Genomic DNA, 22,617 nt, shown 5'->3' on the forward strand with positions numbered 1-22,617 from the left:
GGATATCCTATATGTAGGATTTACCTTTCCGTATGTTAGTATATGTATGATTACCTGAAGCTTGTATAAACAAAATGGAAAAAGGGAAATCTCCCTCACAGGAAACTCCCCCTTACAACATTATGTACGAGAAAAAAATTAACTATTTTCTGGACGAAGTTTACGAACTGTATTTCCAGCCTGCCACATTTCTTTATTGCGCATAGCTTCTAGTTCTGCATTTAACTTCTCACGATAATCAGACCTTGAATTCTTATCAATAGAAATCTGAGCCTCATTACCAGTCTTAACACTAAGATACAACCATTGCATAACTGGCTTAATAGCTTCACGGAAACGAGGTGCCCAATCTAAAGCACCACGCTGTGCTGTTGTAGAACAGTTTGCATACATCCAATCCATACCCTTTGCACCAAATAATGGCATCAAACTCTGAGTTAACTCCTCAACAGTCTCATTGAAAGCCTCAGATGGAGTATGTCCATTCTCACGCAAAACATCATACTGTGCTTCAAGCAATCCCTCAATGGCACCCATCAAAGAACCTCTTTCACCAGTCAAATCAGATGTAGCCTCACGCTGGAATGTAGTCTTAAATAAATATCCAGCACCGATACCAATACCAAATGCGATAGTCTTGTCTTCAGCATGACCAGACGCATCCTGATAAACAGCATAAGAACAGTTTAATCCACGACCTTCACAGAACATGGTACGAAGAGAAGTACCAGACCCCTTAGGTGCAACCATAATGACATCAATATCCTTTGGTGGGACAACACCTGTACGATCTTGCCAATTGATAGCAAATCCATGAGAATAATACAAAGTTTTGCCAGCAGTTAGATACTGCTTAATTGTTGGCCAAACTGCAATCTGACCAGCATCAGAAAGCAACATACAAATAATAGTACCTTTTTGTACAGCTTCCTCAATCGAGAAAAGAGTCTTTCCTGGAACCCAACCGTCAGCAAGACATTTTTCATAAGTCTTACCTTCACGCTGACCTACGATAACATTAAATCCGTTATCACGCAAGTTACAAGCCTGACCTGGTCCCTGAATACCATAACCAATTACAGCAATCGTTTCATTTTTTAGTACTTCACGCGCCTTCTCCAAAGAAAATTCCTTACTGGTGACAACAGTTTCTACGACTCCACCAAAATTCATTTCTGCCATATTTTAAAAAAATGTGCGCCCTCATTTAAGGGATCGCGGGTTATTATTATCCCTTTGAATCATGCCTGTCTTTTCCAAAGACAGTCGTTTAATAGATCCATTCCATTACCTATCCAAGGTTTCAGCTAGGGATTTCAAATATTTTTCGTACGCAAAGGTAACACTTTAAAACGAAACTACCAAACATTCTTTCAATCTTTTACAAAATTAACCTTACTTCTAACAACTTCAACTTCATCAGCATTTGTTTTAGAACTTTTTGTAATTCTTATGCAATATTCGTCTTCAGAAGTATGCTCACTGTAAAAATTCAATTTATCTCCACAATGACATTCTGCAACATATGCAATTTCAAAGCGTTTAATAGTATAATGAACATACCAATCTAAATTCCACAAATCAAGAATGTGTTCAATATATTTTACACTATTGATATGACCATTTACATCAACATCACTATAGTTAGTGTCTATAGTCCTTACTAGTTTTGCATCTGCAGACATCTTAACTCGTGAACTTTTAGCGATAGGACATTGTTTTTCTTTATCAACATAGTCAAGAATAAGACCATCATGAACAGCTAGTATATCAACAGGCTGGCGCGTATCAGTATCTATCATAGCCCAAGTGCTCTTACCATATCCATAAATTTTATTCGAGTCAGGATTAACAACAGTAAAATTTCGACTTGTGAAAAATTTCATAACACCGTCAACCCATGTCTCAACATTAAACTTATCGTATGATATAGGCATCTCTGTCATTTCTATTGCTAGTCTTGACAGAACCCAAGTCTTGTGAATTGGATTTAAATAACTCATCCCGTATCCACGCTCATTCGAATGGAAATCAGCTGCATTCAACATATGATTTCCTAGATGTCCCATAAACAAATGTTTCGAAAAGTCGCAATGAAAAGGCTCTGCTAAAAATTTGTAGCAACCAACTTTATCCAAAATATCAGTCATTATCTTTACTCTCCTGTTCGTGCAAGAAATCAGATATAGGTTCATCGAAACTTCTTGTCACAGCAATGCGACCACATCTTGTGTATTGCAGTATGCATTTAAAATTGTTTAATTTATTAAATAAATCAGCAATATCCTCTGTTAAACCAGCTAATAATACAGTGCTGTAAGTATGGTTTACTTCCATCATACGCGCATCATGCCTACGAATAGTTCGAGATACTTCTGGATTATCCAACAATACAGGCGTTGAAATTTTAAAAAGAGCCACTTCGTGAATAAAGAGCTGTTCATCAGTATAATAATCAGCTTTCACAACATCAATTTTCTTCTCAATGGCTTTTGTTATTTTATTTATCTGCTCTTCATCACTCCAGGCAGTAATCGTATACTTGTGTACATTTAATATACTGCTAGCTGAAACATTTAAACTCTCAATATTTACTTGTCTACGAGTAAATACCGCCGTTATTTGATTTAATATACCGGCGATATTCTCAGAATAGACTAATAATGTATATAATTTCTTTTCCATTTACTTAAAATTTGAAATACTAATAATCAAGTTCAAGCAACATTCCATCAACACTCTTTCCTGGTAATGTCATAGGAACTATATCTTCATTTTCCTTAATAGCGCATTCCAAGAAATAAGGTCCCTTTGTTGAAATCATCTTTTCTACTTTAGAACGTAAATCTTTACGGTCAACAACAAGATCATAAGGAATGTTATATGCCTTAGAGATTTCCTGATAATGTGGATTCATCATATGAGTAAATGAATAACGACCATTAAACATTAAATCTTGCCACTGACGTACATTCCCAAGAAAATTATTATTAAGAAGGATTATCTTTATAGGTGCCTGTTGCTCCATTATAGTGCCAAACTCTTGTATACTCATCTGTAAGCCTCCATCTCCACAAAAACAACATATTGTTCTTTCGGGAGCACCAAAACTTGCACCGATAGCCGCAGGAAGCCCAAATCCCATTGTACCAAAGCCTCCACTAGTAACAATAGAACGCTTATTCTTAAACTTAAAATAGCGACTAGATATCATCTGATTTTGACCTACATCATTTACCAATACGGCCTCTCCATTAGTAACTTCGGCTACAACATTTGTAACTTCGCCCATCAACAAAGGACCTTCAGTTGGATGAATATCTGGCTCTATAACCTTCTCAATTTCCATATCATCGTATTTCTTAAACGAATCACGCCATTCACGATGATTATTTTCATTCAGTAAACTCGTTATTGCAGGAATGGTTTGCTTACAATTTCCCAATACCGCAACATCGGCTTTAATGTTCTTATTTATCTCGGATGCATCAATATCAAGATGGATTATCTTTGCCTGCTGTCCATAAGTAGAAGGCAATCCAGTAACTCTATCACTGAATCGCATACCTATTGCTATAAGTACGTCGCACTCCTGAGTTTTCATATTGGCAGCATAACTACCATGCATTCCCAACATACCAATATCTAAAGGATGATCAGATGGTAATGCTGATAATCCTAGTAATGTGCGACCAGCAGGAATGTCAGCTTTTTCAAGGAATTCAACAAGTTCACTCTGTGCATTTCCTAATTCAACACCCTGCCCTACAAGTGCAAACGGTTTTTTAGCACCATTGATTAGTTTTGCTGCTTCTTCAATAGCACAACTGTCTATTTTAGGATAAGGATTATATGACCTTACATTATCAACCTTTATTGGATTCCATTCACACGTATGATTTTGCGCATTTTTGGGAAAGTCAAGAACAACTGGTCCTGGACGTCCAGAACGCGCAATATAGAAAGCACGACTTACAGCCCATGCTACATCTTCGGGACGACGTATTTGGTAAGCCCATTTCGTTATCGGTTGTGCAACTCCTACTAAATCAACTTCCTGAAAGGCATCAGTACCCAAAGCTCCAACGCCAACCTGTCCTGCAATTACAACTATTGGGGTAGAATCCATCATTGCATCTGCAACACCCGTCAATGTATTAGTAGCTCCTGGGCCACTGGTCACAAGGCACACACCAACATCACCACTGACTCGTGCATACCCTTCGGCAGCATGAGCAGCAGCCTGCTCGTGACGTACTAAGATGTGATCAAACATCTTCTTTTCACCTCTGGTGTAACCATACAAAGCATCGAATACAGGCATTATCGCACCACCCGGATAACCGAATATAGTCTTAACACCTTCATTATGCAAAGAACGCATCAATGCTTCAGAACCTGTAATTACTTCTTTACTCATTATATATAACTTAAACTACTAAAACATATTCTACATCAATCAATCATCCTTACGCCACCTTTATCTGCAGAACTCACACTTTGTGCATAAGCTCTTAAAGCTTTACTAACAACTCTGTTACGCTTTAAAGGTTGTTGTTTACGTGCAGACAATTCCTCATCACTTAATTTTACGTTTATACTACGGTTTGGAATATCTATTTCAATAATATCACCATCTTTTATCTTACCGATATTACCGCCAGCAGCAGCCTCTGGAGAAATATGTCCTATACTTAATCCAGAAGTTCCACCAGAAAAACGCCCATCCGTAATCAATGCACATTCCTTACCCATATGCATACTCTTAATATACGAAGTTGGATAAAGCATTTCTTGCATACCAGGTCCTCCCTTTGGTCCTTCATGAGTGATAACAACGCAATCACCTTTCTTAACTTTACCTGCAAGGATTCCTTCACAAGCATCATCTTGACTATCAAAGACAACAGCTGGTCCTGAGAATTTCCAAAGAGATTTATCAACTCCGGCTGTTTTAACAACGCAGCCATCTTGGGCTATATTACCAAAAAGCACGCCAAGACCACCATCTTTAGTATAAGCATGTTCTAGATCCCTTATACATCCATTTGAACGATCTGTATCAAGACTATCCCATTTCTCATCCTGACTACCCATTTGAGTAGAAAATTTATTTCCTGGGGCACTATGATAAATTCTATCAGCATCAGGATTGACAGTTGCACCAGTGATAGCATACTTTATAAGAGCGGAATTAAGGGTCATACCATCTACTCTATTTGTGTCAGCATGCAACAATCCAGCCTTATTGAGTTCATTCATTATACCAAGTATTCCACCTGCTCTATTGCACTCTTGAACGCTATATTTCTGGGTATTCGGAGCCAGCATGCACAAACAAGGCACCTTACGACTTAACTCATCGATATCCTTTATTTTAAAATCTGCTTCAGCTTCCTGTGCAACAGCAAGAAGATGAAGAACTGTATTTGTGCTTCCGCCCATTGCTATATCAAGTGCCATTGCATTAAGAAAAGCATTGCGTATAGCTATATTGCGCGGCAAAACACGATCATCTCCATTTTCATAATACGCAAAGGCATTCTTTACAATCTGGCGAGCTGCATCTTTAAATAATTGAATTCTATTCTTATGTGTTGCTAAAATAGTTCCATTTCCAGGAAGAGCTAAACCAATAGCTTCTGTAAGTGAATTCATTGAATTAGCTGTAAACATGCCTGAACAACTGCCACAACCAGGACATGCACAACTCTCAATTTGCTTCATTTCCTCATCACTGACGGATGGGTCTGCTCCCTTAACCATAGCTGTAATAAGGTCGGCATTCTCGTTTTTCCAACGACCAGCTTCCATTGGACCACCAGAACAAAAAATGGTCGGAATATTAAGCCTCATAGAAGCCATAAGCATACCTGGAGTAACTTTATCACAGTTTGATATGCATATCATAGCATCAGCCTTATGAGCATTAACCATATACTCAACAGAGTCTGCAATTATATCTCGTGAAGGCAATGAATAAAGCATTCCGTCATGTCCCATAGCAATACCATCATCAATGGCGATAGTATTAAACTCTGCAGCATAACAGCCCATGCTTTCTATCTCTTTTTTGACTATCTGACCTATTTCGTGAAGATGTGTATGTCCAGGAACAAATTGAGTAAAACTATTGACTATCGCTATAATTGGTTTACCAAATTGTTCATGCTTCATACCAGCAGCGACCCATAAAGCTCTGGCTCCAGCCATTCTTCTGCCCTCAGTACAGACAGCACTCCTTAATTGATGTTTCATATCTCTTAATGTATTTTGTATACAAATATTGTAAACGAGAACAATCTTCTCCTTATTTAATTTGCAAAGATAACTAGAAAATACGAAACAGCCAATAAATTAACGCATATTATTTACCAATATACGAATTATGTAAGAAAAAGCAATAAAAAAGTTTCGAATTATAAATATTACATAAATATAAGGATAAAAAAATCCCTAGTAGCCATTAAGCCACTAGGGATTCTTTTAAATATATAATTCTGTTAAATACTTATTACTTAACGTAAACTACAGCAAGACGGTTAGATGTAACACCCTGTACACCCTTACCAGTTGCATCCTTTACGATAACGCCTTTAGACTTCAAGTACTTTGCAACATTATTAGCACGAATCTGAGAAACCTGCTTGTTAACCTTTACAGAACCCTCTGGAGAAGCTGTACCGATGATTTCAACAGTAGCACCATTAGTTACATTGTCAAGAACCTTCTTAGCATCCTTAGTAAGATCAGCCTTACCCTGAGCGAATGTTACGAACAAAGGACATGTAGTTGCCTCAGCAGGAACTTCCTTGATAACTTCCTTGATAACTTCCTTAGGCTTCTTTGCAAGCTCGTTGCGAAGATCACTAATCTGAGAATTCAGACCATCGATTTCACTCTGATCACGAAGTTGAGCAATCTTGAAGTTGTGTGTACCATTAGAATTCTTAAACTTGTAAACAACACCAGCATTCAACTGAACGAAGCTATGATTTACATCAAACTTAATACCATCGTTTCCAAGATTGAAAGGAGTGTTAGACTTGTCATTAAGACCAAACATAACAGCTGGTTCAATGTAAATCTGCCATGCCTTATCAGCACCAAGGTTGTAAGCAAAGTCAAGAGCTACCTTAGAAGTAAGGTTGTTAACACATCCAGCTTTATCGTACTCCTTAGAGTTTCCAAAAAGATGTCCCCAACCTAAACCAGCAACAACACTAACCTCAAATGGACGTGGTTGACCAAGATAGCCACCAAACAAGTTGCTCAAGTTAACAGTACCAAGAAAACTTGTGTTAAGGTAACGAACAACGGTACCAGTAGAAGCCCAAGGTTTATTTGAGAAATAAGCATTGCTTTCAATTGCGGCACCCAAAACTGGAGTGAAGTTACGACCAATGCGCACACCGAAATTAGAGTCAAGACCCTTCATCCAAGCATGACCTGTAGCCTTTGTTGCAAGACCACCATTGATACCTACATAAATGTTGTCAAATGTTTTACTCTCTTCTACAGTTTGTGCAGAAGCAGAAACTGCTAAAACAGCAGCAGCGAACAATAAAACGAACTTTTTCATGTCTCTCTAAAATTAATTAATAATTATTGATTTTTTCTATTTTCTATTTCTGCATGCAAAGTACGTAAAAATTATCGAAACATCCAAATTATTATTAATAAATTTATGACATATAACATTAAAAATGAGCAAAATCAATTCAAATATTGTCTATTAATGACTTTAGCTACTTGTTTTTTGGATTTTGTTTGGTAAATTGAATAACTTTTTGCTATCTTCGCAATATGAAAAAAATTATCTTAATAACAGGTGGCCAACGTTCCGGCAAAAGTGTCTATGCAGAAAAATTGGCCCTTCGTCTTAGTACAAGCCCCATATATCTTGCTACAGCACATATTTGGGATGAAGAATTCATGATAAGAGTTAAGAATCATCAAGAACGACGAGGTTCTAACTGGACAAACATCGAAGAAGAGAAATTTCTTTCAAAACATTATATATATAATAATGTGTGTGTAATTGATTGTATAACATTATGGTGTACTAATTTTTTTTATGACAAAAGTCGTGAAGATAACGATCAACCCAGTGTTGATGAATCTTTAAAAGCAATCAAAGATGAATTTGATAAATTCACAAATCAAGATGGTACTTTTATCTTCATAACTAACGAAATTGGTAGTGGAGGCGTTAGCGACAATGCTATACAAAGACGATTCACAGATTTAGAAGGTTGGATGAACCAATATGTTGCAAGTAAAGCAGATGAAGTTATACTTATGGTTTCAGGTATTCCTGTCAAAATAAAATAATATGAAAAGAATTTTTAATATACAATCTCCTTGCTTGGATATAAAACAAAACATTCAAGATAAGATCGACAATTTAAACAAGCCAAAAGGGTCTTTAGGAATGCTTGAAGATTTAGCATTGCAAATTTGTCTGATTCAGCAAACGCTATCGCCAAAATTATCACATCCATGCCACATTCTTTTCGGTGGTGACCATGGAATTGAAAGAGAGGGCGTTTCTGTTTCTCCACGCAGTGTGACTTGGCAACAAATGATAAACTTCACAAGAGGCGGAGGGGGTGTTAATATGTTTTGCAACCAACACGGATTTGAATTAAAAATTATTGATATTGGAGTTGATTATAACTTATCTGACTATCCTAAAATAATCAATCGCAAAATTGCAAATGGCACTAAAAATTTTCTATATGAGGCCGCTATGACAGAAGAACAATTCTGGAATGCTATTGACATTGGTGCAGAAATGACGGATCAATGTATCTCTGAAGGATGTAATATTATTAGCATTGGAGAAATGGGTATTGCAAATACCAGTCCATCAAGTATTTGGATGAGTATTTTCGGAGATATCCCCCTTATAGAATGTATAGGTGCTGGAGCAGGTTTATCCGATGAAGGTATAAAGCATAAATATGAGACTTTAAGAACTGCTATAGAAAAATTCGACAGTAATAATCACGATATAATTGATACAATTAGATATTTCGGCGGTTTCGAAATGGTTGGTGCTGTAGGAAGTATGCTAAGAGCAGCCGAGAAGCACATGATAATACTTGTAGACGGTTTCATTATGTCAGCATGCATACTAGCAGCAAGCAAATTATATCCTGCAATATTAAAATATGCTATTTTTGGGCACTGCGGAGATGAATTAGGGCATCGAAAAATGCTAAACATGCTTAATGCCAAGCCACTATTATCATTGGGATTGAGACTCGGAGAAGGTACAGGAGCACTTTGTGCCTACCCTATAATCGAATCTGCTGTAAATATGACGAACGAGATGAATAGTTTTAATAATGCACATATAACCAAATATTTTTAAAAATGCTTGTTTCAATAGAAAAAGACATAAAATTATACGATCGTATTTGGGCCGCACTGATATTCTTTACAAGATTACCATTCTGGAGAATACATCAACCACCCAAAGAAGCTTATGAAACCGTTGTTGAATTTTGGCCTCTTGTTGGATGGATTACAGCACCAATAATGGCTGTAATATTATTTTTCGGACCTAGATTTATGCCATACGACCTAGCTATAATAGTAGCAATGCTATCACGAATAGCTATAACAGGAGCTTTACATGAAGATGGGCTAACCGACTTTATTGATGGTTTTGGTGGTGGAGGTAATGACAGAAATAGGATTCTCGACATTATGAAAGACAGTAAAATTGGGACATACGGTGTGCTTGGAATAACAATTTATCTCTTTACATTTTATAAATGTCTATCTCTATGTTCTCCTATGAATGCTGCAATAATGGTAATTGCTGCTGACCCTTTCTGTAAAATGCTAACATCCCAAATCATCCAAATGATGCCATACGCTAGGACTGCAGAAACAGCAAAAAATGGTGTCGTATATAATAAATTCAATATACGAGGAGGTATATTCTTAATGTTACAGGGAGGAATCCCGATCTTGATTATCTGGTACTTTTTTGGTTTATCTTATATATGTATTACTGTCCCAGGAATTGTATTGTATTTTCTATATCTATTTGTATGGAAGCGCATACATGGTTACACAGGAGACTGTTGTGGAGCAATATTTCTAATGACTGAATTAAGTTTCTACATAACTTTTATAATTACCCACTATAATTATTTCACAAATTAAGATAATGAAAGTTACACTTATCAGACACACAAAAGTTGGAGTACCAAAGGGAACATGTTATGGTTGGAGTGATATTCCCGTGGCAGATACTTTCATGGAAGAAGCAGCTATAACAAAAGAAAAATTAGAGCATTTAAAACCTTTTGATATCGTTTATTCTTCCCCGCTCACGAGAGCACGCAAGTTAGCTGCAGCATGTGGCTATTCAAATCCAATACTCGAAAATAGACTTAAAGAAATGAATATGGGTGATTGGGAAATGCGCTTATATGATGATATAGCGAAAGAGGATCCACATATACTTGATTGGTATAATGACTACATGCACTTGAAAGCAACAGGAGGTGAGAGTTTTCCTATATTATATCAGCGTGTTGCTGATTTTCTTGACGAATTAAAGAACAAGCCATATGAGAATGTTGCGATATTTGCCCATGGAGGTGTTTTGATATGTGCAGGAATATATGGGAAATTATTCGAAAAAGAAAATGCCTTCGAAAATCTTATAGATTACGGAGGCATTGAAACTATAGAGATTTAAGAATCTCTATAGTTCTATTCCAACAACAGAATAAGCTGGGAGTTGGATTATATTATTACCTATTATTAATGCAGAACTTGTATTATTAGTATCATTTAAGATTCGCTCTGTTGTCTTACTTTCTGGTCTTCCTCCAAACATCATATATTTTGTATTTGAAGAAAGATTTATGCCATTAACTTTAAGACAGACCTTTGTAGGTAATGCATTAACAAGCTTAAGATATGTCTTACCTTTAGTTTCGTCTCTCACTACACTTGAAGCCACACGATAAGCATACTTTTCATCAATATTTATCTTAGAGCTAATGTACTTATCACCAGAGTAATTTGAAAATAAAACCTGGGTCTCATAGCTCGGAGTAGTAACAATATTTGTTTCATCAAAATAAATAAGATCAGGATTCCAATTCTTATGCTTATCATTACATAGCAACGGAGCATAACTCGCCATTTCAACAACATCAGCATTGCGCTCTACATTGCAAAGATATATTGCTTCAGCCAATGCAGATTCCATAGTTCTTGTATGTGATGCATATTCGCCGAGATATACCTTCGGAGCATTTCTATCATAACTGTCATAATAATCAGTATTATGCAAAAACCAGCCTGTAGATTCATAATAATGTTCATCAACAGCATCAATATATTTTTTATTTTGATTGGCAAATTTCCATCCCTCAATATAATCTGAAGAGGGATTGTGAAAAGGACCAACAGTACCAACGACCTCCATATTTGGATATTTAACTTTTACAGCTTTACATATCATCAAATATCTTTCCTCGAAAACTGTTGATATTAAATCTTCATTGCCAATACCAATCATTTTCAGATTGAATGGGGCCGGATGACCAGCTTCTTGGCGCATCTTTGCCCATTTTGAAGTAGCAGGATCGCCATTAGCCCATTCTATCATATCTAGTACATCCTGTATATATTCAGGCATTCTATCTACAGGAATACCACATTGTTGACCTCCTATACCCTTTGTATTAGCAGAAGAATTCTGACAAGGAACTCCCGCTGCCATAACAGGTAATGGTTCTGCTCCTATATCTTCACAGAACTGAAAATATTCATAGTATCCCAATCCTCTAGACTGATGATAATTCCAAATATTTCTTTCAGGCTTTCTATCTTGTAAAGGCCCAATCGTCTCTTTCCAATTATAGATATTGTCCAGTCCATCACCATGCAACATACATCCTCCAGGGAAACGAACAAACTTTGGTTTAAGATTTGCTATTGTCTGAGCTAAGTCAATCCTCATTCCATGACCTTTGAAAGTTTGATGAGGAAATAAAGAAATCATATCTACAGCTATCTGTCCTTGGTTCTTACCTGTTATAATCAAAGTAAGATTATGAAGCTTATCTACGTATTCTTTATGCTTTTTTGTATCTAGTATTAAATTCAAGTTATACTTAATCCATTCATTACCTTCTATTTTTATTTTTCCTTCGGCAATAGAATTTCCCAAAGAATCAACAAGTGAAATGATTAATTGATTTTTTCTATCATCAATACAACGTGCAAACATAGAGAAATCAAAATTATTTCCTTTAGACGAGATTATGTTATCCCACCCTGAATTAATAAGTGAACTCTTGTTTATTATTGCATAATGCAGATTATTTTTACTTAAAGGTTTATCCGTAGATATAACTATTGGCTGATCTGATTTCCAACCTGTCGAAGCATTCCATCCAACATGATCTTTGTCAGTATATTCAAAATCTTTATTTCTTAAAAGTTCAGCGTACAACCCTCCGTCGGCAGCATAATTAATGTCTTCAAAGAACACTCCAATCAACTTATTGCTTATTTTCTTAGTTTTTGTAAAATCAATATCAATAGTTGCATTTACACAATCACCTATATTTGGAAAACACTTTCCATCATCAGCCATTTTCTCACTATACCTTAGGTTATCCTTATCCAATGTATTAAACCAATTTCTGATATAATTAAGATGAAATGCAGGTATTTCAAATTCATTCCCCAAATACAATTTGCCATTAACAGAATCAATGTCCATTTGCCATAAGACATCATCAGCCTCCGATTCAACAGAATCTTCCTCAAAATGTCGGAAATCTTCAGAAACATGAACATATCTCTTACCTTTTGCTGTTTTAAGATAGATATCAAAACCACCATCATCCATTTGATAAACAATAGGATTATTAACTCCACATTCAGCAACAACAGGATAGTCTTGCGGGCGCCATGTTATCAAATCCTCAGAAAACGCAGCAGCAAAAGTAGGTGCTGTATTATTAACTCCCCAAACAGCACGCCAAGTTCCATCTTTTGCCTTAATGACAAAAGGATTATGCATCTTTTTCTCTGCACCCCATTGCCCATAGTCAGAAAAGCACAACTGTCCTACATCATTCCACTTTTCATTTTCTCCGAGATAAGCCAGATGTAATCCATCTTTTTCTCCTGGAGAATAAATAAATATCTGACATGTTGAATCTTTACCAGATATCGTATATTCTGGTTCAACATTCTGCGCCATAGCACTTAATTGAAGTACTAGCGAGATTAAAAGTACATTTAACTTCTTCATGATAATACATTTTGTCTCATTAAAAGGGGACTGATTCGCATCACTGCGTATCAGTCCCATAAAAATTAGAGAGTTATAAAAAAAATCAAGTTATATTTCTTTTTCATTTATAATATTCTTTTTTACCTGCTGCCAATGTATTCTTCATCAGAGAACAAATGGTCATAGGACCAACGCCTCCAGGGACAGGAGTTATAAAAGAACATTTCTGAGCAACTTCATCAAACTTCACGTCACCATTAAGTCTGAATCCACTCTTGCGTGTTGCATCAGGGACGCGTGTTGTACCGACATCTACTATTACAGCACCATCTTTTACCATATCAGTCGTAACAAAATCAGGTCTACCAATTGCTGCTATTATAATGTCTGCCTCAAAGCATTCCTTCTTTAAATCTTTTGAATGACTATGGCAAACTGTAACCGTAGCATCACCAAAATTTTTCTGCATCATTAATTGAGCCATTGGCTTACCAACAATATTACTCCTTCCTAACACCACACATTTTTTTCCACTTGTTTCTATACCATAATGTTTTAGCAATGTTATTATACCCAACGGAGTTGCAGAGATAAAACAAGGTAGACCAATTGCCATTCTTCCAACGTTAATAGGATGAAAGCCATCTACATCTTTACGATAGTCGATTGCCATTATAATTTTTTGTTCATCAATATGCTTTGGCAAAGGCAACTGAACTATAAAACCGTCAACATCAGAATCTTTGTTCAATCGATCAACGCATAATAGTAGTTCTTCTTCTGTGACATCATCCTCGTAACGAATTAGAGTTGACTTAAATCCACATTGTTCACATGCTATGACTTTATTCTTGACATAAGTTTCAGAACCACCATCATGGCCTACCAAAACAGCAGCTAAATGTGGTTGCTTACCGCCTGCCCCAACAATTTCTTTTACCTCTTCAGCTATTTCAGCCTTGATAGCTGCCGCTGTAGCCTTTCCATCGATTAATTGCATTATAGTAATAATTTAATGTTATAGTTTTGGCATTCCCGGCATTTTCATACCTTTCATGCGGCTCATCATGCCTGCCATCTGATTACCAGTAACCATCTTCATCATCTTACGAGTCTGATCAAACTGCTTCACAAGTTTATTAACTTCCTGTATGCTTGTACCAGAACCTTTAGCTATTCTTTGACGACGACTAGTATTAAGGATTTCTGGAGTTGTACGCTCTGCAGGGGTCATACTTCTAATAATAGCTTCAATACCATTAAAAGCATTATCATCTATATCAACATCTTTTATAGCCTTGCCTACTCCAGGAATCATACCAGCCAAGTCTTTCAGATTTCCCATCTTTTTAATCTGCTCTATTTGATTAAGGAAGTCATTGAAATCAAACTTATTCTTCTGTATTTTTCTCTGGAGTCTTTTAGCTTCTTCCTCATCAAACTGTTCCTGAGCACGTTCAACAAGTGAAACTATATCACCCATTCCCAAAATTCGATCTGCCATACGTGAAGGATGGAATACATCTATAGCTTCCATCTTCTCACCAGTACCAACAAACTTAATTGGTTTTGTCACAACTGTTCTGATAGAAAGTGCAGCACCACCACGCGTATCACCGTCTAGTTTGGTAAGGACGACTCCATCAAAATCAAGTCTATCATTAAATTCCTTAGCAGTATTAACAGCATCTTGACCAGTCATAGAATCGACAACAAACAATGTTTCATCAGGATTCAAGGCTATTTTAAGATTTGATATCTCTGTCATCATCTGCTCATCAACGGCAAGTCGACCGGCAGTATCCACAATAACAACATCATACCCTTTAGCCTTAGCCTCTTGTATCGCATTATTTGCAATATCAATCACATTTTTATTCTCAGGCTCAGAATATACAGGAACGTCTATTTGTTCACCAACGACTTTCAACTGCTCAATAGCAGCAGGGCGATACACGTCACAAGCTACCAATAAAGGCTTTTTATTTTTCTTTGTCTTTAGTATATTAGCTAGTTTACCACTGAATGTAGTCTTACCAGAACCTTGAAGACCACTCATCAATATAATTGCAGGATGACCATCAAGTTTAAGTTCTGCAGTATCACCTCCCATGAGTTCTGCCAATTCGTCATGAACCAATTTGATCATCAACTGACCTGGTTTCACGGCAGTAAGCACGTTCATACCCATAGCCTTTTTCTTTACATTATCAGCAAAAGATTTTGCGACTTTGTAGTTAACATCGGCATCAAGAAGTGCTCTACGCACGTCTTTAAGAGTTTCAGCAACATTTATTTCTGTGATTTGTCCCTCACCCTTTAGTATTTTGAATGAGCGCTCTAATCTATCACTAAGATTTTCAAACATATGATATTTCTTTTTTTATAATTCTCTTTTTCCTGAAGATAGACTTATCTTATCTTTTAAAAACAATGTATTATATTGCTTTCATGCAAAATTACATAATTAATAATACAAAAAAGAGTGTTAGATAATATTTTAAAAAAAATTAATAGAGTTTCTACTTTACTCTCCATAAATATTTTTATGGTATTGTTAGATAATATCGCCGCTTACTGTTTGAATTTCATAATCAAAGGTAAATGATCACTATAGCCATTAAGATATTTTGCGCCCCTAAAATTTCTGAAAGGCTGCACACCACCATAAATTTCATCTTCAACAAGAAGAAACTTATAATCAGCGATGCTACAACTTATAACCAATGATTTTAGTGTATTACTGCAAAAAACATGGTCAAGGCTCCCCCATTCTCCTTTATACTTATATGTTCCTTTAGCCCCATTATTACCACGGGCATCAATCGAAACATCAGTCATTCCGAAATTGCTTACATATTGTAAACTTTTATCACTTGCATAGTCATTAAAATCTCCAGCAACAATAATCTTAGCCAATGGGGAGATTGCTTTTACAGAATCAATAGCTGAAGTAAGTATCTTAGCAACAGCCATTCTATTTGGTCGTGAAGCCAATTCACCACCAGTTCTACTTGGAGCATGAACAACAAATACATGAACAGTATCACCGCTGATAATTTTCCCTGACGCATAAAGGATATCACGAGTCGGTCTCATGTCTTTTATCGGAGTTACCCTTATTGGATGCCAATCAATCAATTGGAATGCAAATGGAGAGTATAATAAAGCCACATCTATGCCTCTTTCATCTGGAGAATTCGTCACGAGATATTCATATCTGGCCTGACGGAGTAAGGAACGCTTTGTCAAGTCACGCATAACACTGTCATTCTCAACCTCACACAATGCAACCATATCAGGGAGTACCCAGCGTCCAGAATCCTCACCACATGCTATTATTTCCTGACCAATATGGTTAAGCTTCTTCCAATATCTACCATTATTCCAATAATGATAGCTATCAGGAAGAAACTCAGTATCATTCTTCAGTGAATCATGTTGAGTATCAAAAAGATTCTCACAGTTCAATTCGACGAAAGTAAAGATACTGAGCAATAAATAAAATATTTTCATAATTGAATTGTCATACCAAATCCTCTTTTACATGCTGTCTAATCTTGGTAAGATATGCTTTCATCGCTTTAGCATCTTTTTTATCAATAATATCCATCAGTTCCTTCAACTCCTCGCGTATTTTAGACACCTGACCGCTTGTATAAGGATTGAACAATATTTCCTGAAGCAGGTAATCATCTTCATTCAATACACCTTTAGCAATGCGCATGTGACGCTTAAAAGTGGTTCCAGGAGCATCTTGATGTTTCATTACAGCTGCAAAAACAAATGTAGACACAAACGGAATACTCAATGAGTAAGCTACTGTCTCATCATGTTCAAGGAAGGTGTATTCATATATATTAAGTCCAAGTTTCTGATATAGATCTTTAAAGAATATGCGTCCCATGTAATCACCCTCACTAATTATGATTGCATTTTCTTCACTAAGTTGGTTGAGATTTGCAAATGTTGGACCAAACATAGGGTGAGTACTAACATAAGGATGTCCACTCTGCTCATAAAAATCCCTCAAACCAGTCTTTACACTTGCGATATCACTAACGATACATTCCGTTGGCAAATATGGCAAAATTTCCTTAAATGCAGATAATGTATATTTAACTGTAACTGCATTTATGACCAATTCTGGGGCAAAGTTCTTAACTTCGCCCAATGTTGTAAAACGTTGGCAGTTATATGTAAAGCGCATTCTCTTGGCATCTTTCTCATATACAGCCACCTCATGTTCAAAACTGAGCAGGTCGATGAAAAAACTTCCCATCTTACCTGCTCCCATTATCAATATTTTCATCTTACTGATTTACTATTTCCAACTGCTGACGCACACTCTCTTCATGAATATGCTCAAATACCTGAGCTGCAAATTCAGGATTCATTCCACACAAACTAGCTTGTGCACCGCGTTTTTCTAGTATTTCATTATAACGTGTTGCCTGAAGCACAGTCATATTATGTTCTTTCTTGTACGTACCAATTTCACGACAAACTCGCATTCTTTTTGCAAGAAGATCCATCAATTGGTTATCAATTTCATCAATTTGTGAACGAAGTAGGCGCAGCCCCTCTGTTGTAGTATGCTCATCACGCACAACAAGCAAACTGAGGATATAATCTAATATATCTGGAGTTACTTGCTGTTTAGCATCGCTCCATGCCTCGTCTGGATTGCAGTGGCTCTCAACAATAAGACCATCAAAACCTAAATCCATTGCCTGTTGGCAAAGAGGTGCGATAAGATCTCGCCTTCCACCAATATGACTTGGATCACAGATTATTGGAAGTTCTGGAATACGTCTGTGCAACTCTATTGGAATCTGCCACATTGGGAGATTACGATAAATCTTCTTATCATAGCTAGAGAAACCACGATGTATTGCTCCAAGACGCTTTATTCCTGATTGGTTGAGACGTTGAAGGGCACCAATCCATAATTCCAGATCTGGATTTACTGGATTTTTAACTAAAACAGTCACATCAGCACCTTTCAAACTGTCAGCCAAAGCCTGCATAGCAAAAGGATTTGCACTTGTACGTGCTCCTACCCACAACACGTCTATACCATATTTCAAAGCTTGCTCTACATGCTCAGGAGTTGCAACTTCAGTTGCTGTGAGCATGCCTGTTTGTTCTTTTACTTTTTTCATCCAAGGCAGAGCTTCTTCTCCTTTACCTTCAAAACCTCCAGGTTTTGTACGTGGTTTCCAAATACCTGCGCGAAATATATGACAGCCCTTAGCTGCTAGTTCTTTAGCTGTCGTAAGTACTTGCTCTTCTGTTTCTGCCGAACAAGGTCCGGCAATAACACATGAAGGACGTTCATTATCACTCGGTAAATTAAGGGGTTGTAATTCGAGTTCCATAATTGTATATATTTTATTATCTATTCATATTTACGAGACTACCATTTAATAGCTTTGATTCTATCAAGTGCCATCTTTAGTTTTTCATCTTTTGCACAAAGGCTTATTCTTACATAGCGTTTACCATTTGATCCGAAAATCAAACCAGGTGTTATAAATACCCTAGCCTCATGCAATACTCGTTCAGTGAGTTCTTCAACATTTGAATATTTTTCAGGAATCTTGCCCCAAAGAAACATTCCTACTTGTTGGTTATCAAATTCGCATCCCAAAGTCTTCATTATATCTTCAGCAATATCTCTTCTACGACGATATACATTTACATTGTATTCTTGATGCCACTCCTCACTGTTTGTATTATATGCTTCGGCTGCCGCAAGCTGAATACCACGAAATGTACCACTATCAATATTGCTTTTAATCTTTAATATCCAACTTATGAATGTGGCATTTGACGTACATAGTCCGACACGCCATCCTGGCATATTGAAAGCCTTACTCATTGAATTAAATTCTATACAACAGTCCTTTGCTCCAGGAATTTGCAATATTGAAAGTTTCTTGTCTTCATTCAGTATAAACGAGTAAGGATTGTCATTTACCACAATGATATCATGCTTTTTAGCAAAATCAACCAAACGTCTGTAAGTTTCTATACATGCATTTCCACCGGTTGGCATATTTGGATAGTTAACCCACATCAATCTTACGTTTGTGAGATCCATTTTTTCAAGTTCATCGAAATCCGGTTGCCATCCATTATCTTCTCGTAAATTATAGTTTACAACGTTTGCTCCGAGAATCTTACTCAAACTTGTATATGTTGGATAACCAGGATTAGGTACAAGAACTTTTTCTCCAGGATTTACAAAAGCCAAAGTAGTATGCAAAATACCTTCCTTGCTACCAATGAGAGGTTGTATTTCTGTAGCTGGATTAATATCAACTCCATACCATTTCTTATAGAAATTAGCCATAGACTCTCGTAATTCCGGCGTTCCCATAGTTGGTTGATAACCATGGGCATCACTTTGCTTTGCCACTTCACAGAGCTTTTCTATTGTTTGCTGCGACGGTGGCATATCCGGACTACCAATAGCCAAACTAATAATGTCCAGCCCTTGGGCATTAAGTTGTGCAACTTCTTTCAGTTTCCTACTAAAGTAGTATTCCTGTATTTCATTAATTCTGTTAGCAGGTTTCATATTCTCCAAGTATTTTTATATTCTTTACCAACGGTGTTATTGCATCAATGCTCTGACGATACCTAGTAAGATTGTCAAACGACACATCTACATAAAACAAGTATTCCCATTCATGTCCGATAATTGGTAAGGACTGAATTTTCGTCAGGTTGACATCATAGAAACTTAATATTGTAAGCACTTTACTAAGACTCCCCTCCTCATGTGCCAAACTAAATACAAGACTCGACTTGTTACTTTTTTCAACTTCTCTTAATAAGGCAGCCTTGTGTGGATTACTTACAACTAAAAAGCGTGTATAGTTATGCTTATTGTCATGTATGTCCTCCTGTAATATCTTCATTCCATATATATTTGCAGCACGGGACGAACATATCGCTGCCCATCCGTGAATATTATGACTTGAAATATATTCAGCACTACCAGCTGTATCTTCTGCCTCAACAGCTTTCATCTCTGGATGATTTTCTAAAAAGTTGCGACACTGTGCCAAAGCGACTGGATGAGAATGAACTTCGGTTATTGTATCCCAGTTATCGTCTGGTAGGCAACATATAGAATGTTCAATATGCAACTTATGTTCACCAACAACCGTCACACCACTCTCTCTAAGCAAGTCATAATTATGCAACAAAGAACCAGCTATTGTATTCTCTATTGCTATGATTCCGATCACCGTAGGGTCATTCTTGATATTTTCAAACACCTGTTCAAATGTAGAACAGCATATAAGTTCAATCTGCTCATCATTAAAGTATTGATGCGCAGCTATATCATGGAACGAACCTATCTCACCTTGTATTGCAATTCTTTTCATATTTTCTTTAACAAAAAACGGTCTCACTCTTTAGAGCGGGACCGTTTCGTATTTATTTTAATTTCATTTTTCTATAAGTCGAAATTTACACGCAACTTCCCGCTTCACAAATCCTTGCAAAGTAAAAATAAAAGTAATAAAAAGATGCGTATGAATTATTCATAACTTTTTTGTTTTTTGTTATTATCGGTTGCAAAAGTATAACTTTTATTTGACTCCACCAAAAGAATTACAACAAAAATTACCGTTTTGCTTTCATTTTTTATATTCTATAGACCTATACCACCTATTCCATAAGGATCTACACTGCGATATGCTTGTTCAACCTTCTGCTGTATGTTTTCTGTTCCCTCGGCTGTAAACTCTCCATTTATACCGTTTTGTTCCTTTGGATTCAATTCAAGAACTTGTCGCATATCCTCTTCAGCTCCTTCTTTATCGCCTAATGACAACTTTAAAGCACCACGTTCTTTAAAAGCATCAATACAAAATGGATTTTGCTCTATAACCTTAGCATAAAATTCCAGAGCTATATCACTTTCACCCTTAGCTTTTGCTATTCTTGCTCTCAAGAGAAGTATATCCTCACTGCTTTCTGCATTTTCAGCTAACCACTTTGCATCATTTTCAGCACTGTTTAAGTCACCCATTTTTAGCAGAGTCTCACTTCTTAATAAGTATGCGCTATCATATTTTTCATTCGCAGTTATAGCTTTTGTAAGCAATGCAAGAGCATTAATAAGTTCGTTCTTGCCAATACATGCACGGGCATAAATATAGTTTGCCTCAGAATTATTATCATCTATACGTAAAGCTTCAATACATGCATGAGTCATTGCATCATAATCTTCTAACATATATGCTACGTTTGCCATTCGCATGTATATAAGTATGTTGTCAGGTTGCGCCTTTGACATTTCATCCAACTGCTCCAACGCTGGTCCCAACTTATTATTCATTATTAATGCCTGTGAGTAATAATCCCTTAATTCTAGTTCAGGATCAATCTCCAACGCTTTTTCAAAGCATTCCAAAGCATATGCAGACTGTCCTTTTTTTAAGGCTCTTACTCCTTCGTATTTTAACATGTCAAAGTTGCGCACTTTTTCACGCAATTTGTCCTTTTCTGATATTTCGGTGTTTCCACCAAAAAGCTTTTTTAATAGATTCATATTATTCTGCAAGTTTAGAATATACATTATTAGGTATTATGTCTGTACGATCCCATTTAGGCCAGTTAGCACTCTTGACATAATTTTCTCCAGCATCACGATACTCCATAAAAAGGAAACGTACATTTATATATCCATCAGTTCCGTCTTTAGCCAAGAGATAACAATATGCATATCTACGATAGCCTGTTATCTTGCTTCCTTCCTTGATGGCTGTCATTATCCAATCCTTTTGAGGAACTACACAATGTATGATCTTAGCATCAGGATATTTACGGACAAACTCTTCCTTACTGATCTTTATTTGTTCTTCATCATCAGAGAGATTGTTGTTTACAAAAAGATCAGTAGTATAGATTGGCATAAATTTCACACCATCGATCTCTTTTAAATCTTCGTTATTCTTTTTTGCCAGTTCATCAACACCAATAGCATCACCGATATTTTTTCCCGTTTTAGAGACCTGTTTCTTTGTTTTCTTCCAAAACGTTGAAACCTTTTTAACCAAAGTTTCTTTCTGGGCATTATTGTTTGTCTGGGCATTGGCAGGAAGGACTGTTATTCCAAATGCTAAAAACATAAGATATATCAGATTCTTTTTCATAAGTTTATTATTTATAATGCTACAAAAGTAAAGTAAACCAACATAAATACAAAATATTTTCAGTTAATTTAAGCATACAACATTATTTTAATATTGTTATAATAAAAAAAACTAATCATACGTCATTAATACTTAATCATTTAGTATCTTTGT

The 22,617-nt window shown here is 36.4% G+C and carries 20 protein-coding genes; 4 read left to right on the forward strand and 16 right to left on the reverse strand.

Features of this window, described 5'->3' with window-relative positions; genetic code table 11:
* Positions 1-138: 138 nt before the first annotated feature.
* The 6 genes from ilvC to HEQ28_RS05335 form a co-directional block, all read right to left on the reverse strand.
* Positions 139-1,182: a ketol-acid reductoisomerase gene (gene ilvC, locus HEQ28_RS05310; RefSeq protein ID WP_434504125.1), complete on the reverse strand. Its 1,044-nt coding sequence runs from the start codon at positions 1,180-1,182 to the stop codon at positions 139-141.
* Between the two features lie 191 nt (positions 1,183-1,373).
* The gene (locus HEQ28_RS05315; protein ID WP_434504126.1) at positions 1,374-2,150 is read right to left on the reverse strand and encodes an acyl-[acyl-carrier-protein] thioesterase; all 777 of its coding nucleotides are present in this window, start codon (positions 2,148-2,150) and stop codon (positions 1,374-1,376) included.
* Entirely contained in the window at positions 2,143-2,685 is a 543-nt protein-coding gene (gene ilvN, locus HEQ28_RS05320) for an acetolactate synthase small subunit (RefSeq protein WP_301411806.1), read from the reverse strand. Before ilvN ends, HEQ28_RS05315 begins: the two co-directional genes overlap by 8 nt.
* Positions 2,686-2,704: 19 nt before the next feature.
* A complete protein-coding gene (gene ilvB / locus HEQ28_RS05325; protein ID WP_434504127.1) occupies positions 2,705-4,420 on the reverse strand; it encodes a biosynthetic-type acetolactate synthase large subunit in 1,716 nt (571 codons plus the stop codon).
* A gap of 35 nt (positions 4,421-4,455) precedes the next feature.
* Positions 4,456-6,258 carry a dihydroxy-acid dehydratase gene (gene ilvD, locus HEQ28_RS05330; protein ID WP_434504128.1) on the reverse strand — a complete coding sequence of 601 codons (1,803 nt, stop codon included), beginning with the start codon at positions 6,256-6,258 and terminating at the stop codon, positions 4,456-4,458.
* Positions 6,259-6,514: 256 nt separating this feature from the next.
* On the reverse strand, positions 6,515-7,582 hold the full coding sequence (locus tag HEQ28_RS05335) for an OmpA family protein (protein WP_434504129.1): 1,068 nt from the start codon (positions 7,580-7,582) through the stop codon (positions 6,515-6,517).
* A 224-nt stretch (positions 7,583-7,806) separates the two neighbouring features.
* On the opposite strand from HEQ28_RS05335, the gene HEQ28_RS05340 reads away from it, so the two are divergent.
* The 4 genes from HEQ28_RS05340 to cobC are packed head-to-tail and all read left to right on the forward strand — an operon-like array spanning position 7,807 to position 10,723.
* On the forward strand, positions 7,807-8,334 hold the full coding sequence (locus tag HEQ28_RS05340; RefSeq protein WP_434504130.1) for a bifunctional adenosylcobinamide kinase/adenosylcobinamide-phosphate guanylyltransferase: 528 nt from the start codon (positions 7,807-7,809) through the stop codon (positions 8,332-8,334).
* 1 nt (position 8,335) lies between these two features.
* Positions 8,336-9,379, forward strand: a complete 1,044-nt coding sequence (cobT, locus tag HEQ28_RS05345) for a nicotinate-nucleotide--dimethylbenzimidazole phosphoribosyltransferase (protein WP_434504131.1) — start codon at positions 8,336-8,338, stop codon at positions 9,377-9,379.
* A 2-nt stretch (positions 9,380-9,381) separates the two neighbouring features.
* Positions 9,382-10,182, forward strand: a complete 801-nt coding sequence (locus HEQ28_RS05350; RefSeq protein ID WP_434504132.1) for an adenosylcobinamide-GDP ribazoletransferase — start codon at positions 9,382-9,384, stop codon at positions 10,180-10,182.
* 4 nt (positions 10,183-10,186) lie between these two features.
* Complete coding sequence (cobC, locus tag HEQ28_RS05355; protein ID WP_434504133.1) at positions 10,187-10,723, forward strand: alpha-ribazole phosphatase; 537 nt, start codon at positions 10,187-10,189, stop codon at positions 10,721-10,723.
* A gap of 6 nt (positions 10,724-10,729) precedes the next feature.
* Here cobC and HEQ28_RS05360 read toward each other — a convergent pair whose 3' ends face one another.
* The 10 genes from HEQ28_RS05360 to HEQ28_RS05405 form a co-directional block, all read right to left on the reverse strand.
* The gene (locus HEQ28_RS05360) at positions 10,730-13,303 is read right to left on the reverse strand and encodes an alpha-L-arabinofuranosidase C-terminal domain-containing protein (protein WP_434504134.1); all 2,574 of its coding nucleotides are present in this window, start codon (positions 13,301-13,303) and stop codon (positions 10,730-10,732) included.
* Between the two features lie 103 nt (positions 13,304-13,406).
* Entirely contained in the window at positions 13,407-14,285 is an 879-nt protein-coding gene (folD, locus tag HEQ28_RS05365; RefSeq protein ID WP_434504135.1) for a bifunctional methylenetetrahydrofolate dehydrogenase/methenyltetrahydrofolate cyclohydrolase FolD, read from the reverse strand.
* Positions 14,286-14,303: 18 nt separating this feature from the next.
* Entirely contained in the window at positions 14,304-15,653 is a 1,350-nt protein-coding gene (gene ffh / locus HEQ28_RS05370; protein WP_434504136.1) for a signal recognition particle protein, read from the reverse strand.
* A gap of 206 nt (positions 15,654-15,859) precedes the next feature.
* A complete protein-coding gene (locus HEQ28_RS05375; protein ID WP_434504137.1) occupies positions 15,860-16,801 on the reverse strand; it encodes an endonuclease/exonuclease/phosphatase family protein in 942 nt (313 codons plus the stop codon).
* A gap of 10 nt (positions 16,802-16,811) precedes the next feature.
* Positions 16,812-17,597 (reverse strand): prephenate dehydrogenase, encoded by a 786-nt coding sequence (locus tag HEQ28_RS05380; protein ID WP_434504138.1) that lies wholly within the window; start codon positions 17,595-17,597, stop codon positions 16,812-16,814.
* Between the two features lies 1 nt (position 17,598).
* Positions 17,599-18,666 carry a chorismate mutase gene (locus tag HEQ28_RS05385; RefSeq protein WP_434504139.1) on the reverse strand — a complete coding sequence of 356 codons (1,068 nt, stop codon included), beginning with the start codon at positions 18,664-18,666 and terminating at the stop codon, positions 17,599-17,601.
* A 38-nt stretch (positions 18,667-18,704) separates the two neighbouring features.
* Positions 18,705-19,871, reverse strand: coding sequence for a pyridoxal phosphate-dependent aminotransferase (locus HEQ28_RS05390; RefSeq protein WP_434504140.1), 1,167 nt, complete (start codon positions 19,869-19,871; stop codon positions 18,705-18,707).
* Positions 19,858-20,688, reverse strand: coding sequence for a prephenate dehydratase (locus HEQ28_RS05395; RefSeq protein ID WP_434504141.1), 831 nt, complete (start codon positions 20,686-20,688; stop codon positions 19,858-19,860). Before HEQ28_RS05395 ends, HEQ28_RS05390 begins: the two co-directional genes overlap by 14 nt.
* A 269-nt stretch (positions 20,689-20,957) precedes the next feature.
* Positions 20,958-21,860: a tetratricopeptide repeat protein gene (locus tag HEQ28_RS05400; protein ID WP_434504142.1), complete on the reverse strand. Its 903-nt coding sequence runs from the start codon at positions 21,858-21,860 to the stop codon at positions 20,958-20,960.
* Position 21,861: 1 nt separating this feature from the next.
* Positions 21,862-22,464, reverse strand: a complete 603-nt coding sequence (locus tag HEQ28_RS05405) for a Tat pathway signal sequence (RefSeq protein ID WP_434504143.1) — start codon at positions 22,462-22,464, stop codon at positions 21,862-21,864.
* Between the last annotated feature and the right edge of the window lie 153 nt (positions 22,465-22,617).

The sequence above is a fragment of the Prevotella sp. genome (assembly GCF_051059605.1).
GTDB lineage: Bacteria > Bacteroidota > Bacteroidia > Bacteroidales > Bacteroidaceae > Prevotella.